Origin of the sequence: Promicromonospora kroppenstedtii DSM 19349, assembly GCF_000515355.1 — a bacterium.
Classification (GTDB): domain Bacteria; phylum Actinomycetota; class Actinomycetes; order Actinomycetales; family Cellulomonadaceae; genus Promicromonospora; species Promicromonospora kroppenstedtii.
Window position 1 is genome coordinate 1 of record NZ_KI911758.1, and the last position, 1,898, is coordinate 1,898.

Consider the following 1,898-nt stretch of genomic DNA (forward strand, 5'->3'; position numbering starts at 1 on the left):
GACCCGGCGACGGCGCAGGCCGAGGCCCGGGCGGCCGCCGACCTGGGCGCGCACGCCGTCATGGTGCACCAGCCGGTGCTGCCGTACATGTCGCGGCAGGGCTGGGTCGAGTACACGGCCGCCGTCGCGCACGCCGCGGGTGGCCTCGCCGTGCTGCCGTACGTGAGCTCCCCCGTGATCCGGGGCACGGACATCGCGGCGCTCGCACAGGCCGCGGACAACGTGGTGGGCATCAAGTACTCCGTGCCGGACCCGGTCGCGTTCGCCGAGACGGTGCAGGACACCGACGCCGACCTGCTGTGGATCGCCGGGCTGGCCGAGTCCTACGCGCCGTCGGCGTGGCAGGCGGGCGCCCGCGCGTTCACGTCGGGCCTGGTCAACGTGGCGCCCGACGTCTCGTTCGATCTCCTGGATGCCCTGAAGCAGGACGACGGCGCCCGCGCGTCGGCGGTGTGGCGCCGCATCCGGGAGTTCGAGCAGCTCCGGGCCCGGGACCGGTCGGCCGACAACGTGTCGGTGGTCAAGGAGGCCATGCACCAGATGGGCCTGTGCGACCGCTCCGTGCGGCCGCCCAGCACCGTCCTGGGCGAGCCCGACCGCGCCGCGATCACGCGCATCCTCGACGACTGGAAGGCCTCGGCATGACCACCGGTACGAAGATCGCCCGGCTGACCACCTACCTCCAGCGGGTGGGCAACCGCCCGCGCGTGCTGCTGCGGATCACCACCGACGGGGGCCTCGACGGCTGGGCCGAGATCTACAACCACGGCCCCGACCTGGCCTACCCCGCGATCGTCGAGTACCTCGGCGACCAGATCGCGGGCATCGACGCCACCCGTGTCGCGTACGTGAACCAGCTGCTGCACCAGTCGGCCCGGTTCCCGCAGGGGGCGCTGGGCCTGGCCGCCATCGCCGCGGTGGACCACGCACTGTGGGACATCGCGGCGAAGGCCGCCGGCGTGCCCGTGTACCAGCTGCTCGGCGGCGCCGTCCGCGACCGGGTGCGGGTGTACGCGGGGCTGTACGACGCGCCCGACGTACCGCAGCTGGTCGAGCGCACGGCCGCGCTGCACGAGAACCACGGCGTGGACGCGTTCAAGCTCAGCCCCTACCGCCGCGACCTGCACCGGTCGCGGTTCGGGCTGGTCGCCCGGGAGCTCGGCGACTGGTTCGGGCAGATCCGCGAGAGCCACCCCGAGGAGTGGGAGTTCGCGTTCGACGCCCACGGCTGCCTCTGGGAGCCGCGCCAGGCCGTGGACCTCGCGGCCGCGCTCGCGCCGAACGAGCCGCTGTTCCTCGAGGAGCCCATCCGCCCCGAGTACCTGCCCGCGTGGGGCCGGATCCGCAGCGAGATGACGGTCCCGCTCGCCACGGGCGAGTCGCTGTACTCGCCGAACGAGTTCCTGGGCCTGCTGACCGTGCAGGGCGCCGACATCGTCCAGCCCGACATCGCCGTGGTGGGCGGACTGACCCAGATGCGCAAGATCGCGACGCTCGCCGAGGCGCACGACGTGCCCGTGGCACCCCACAACCCGCTGGGGCCGCTCGCGACGGCGGCCAACGTGCACTTCGCGGCGGCCACGTGGAACTTCTCGATCCTCGAGTACAAGCCGGACGACGTCTCCTGGTGCCACGACCCGTACGTGCCGGTCGACGGCCACCTGGAGCTGCGGCCGGACCGGCCCGGCTGGGGCATCGAGATCGACGAGACCGCGCTGGCCACCGACGACTGGGTGCACTGGGAGCGCAAGGTGCCCGTGCGCCGGGACGGGTCGACGGCATGGATGTGACGACGAGCCCCGTGACCTCGCGGGACGCGCGGACCGGCGAGATCCGGGAGCTGCCGGTGCGCGAGACCGCACCGGCCGCCCTGGACGACGTCGCCCGGCGCGCCGCCG

At 73.7% G+C, this 1,898-nt stretch carries 2 protein-coding genes; both read left to right on the forward strand.

Annotated elements, in window-relative coordinates; all coding sequences use genetic code 11:
- A partial coding sequence (locus tag PROKR_RS26655) for a dihydrodipicolinate synthase family protein (protein WP_036969870.1) occupies window positions 1–645 on the forward strand: 645 nt, incomplete at its 5' end.
- Window positions 642–1,790 carry a mandelate racemase/muconate lactonizing enzyme family protein gene (locus PROKR_RS26660; protein ID WP_036969872.1) on the forward strand — a complete coding sequence of 383 codons (1,149 nt, stop codon included), beginning with the start codon at window positions 642–644 and terminating at the stop codon, window positions 1,788–1,790. The genes PROKR_RS26655 and PROKR_RS26660, both read left to right, overlap by 4 nt.
- The last annotated feature ends 108 nt before the right edge of the window (window positions 1,791–1,898 follow it).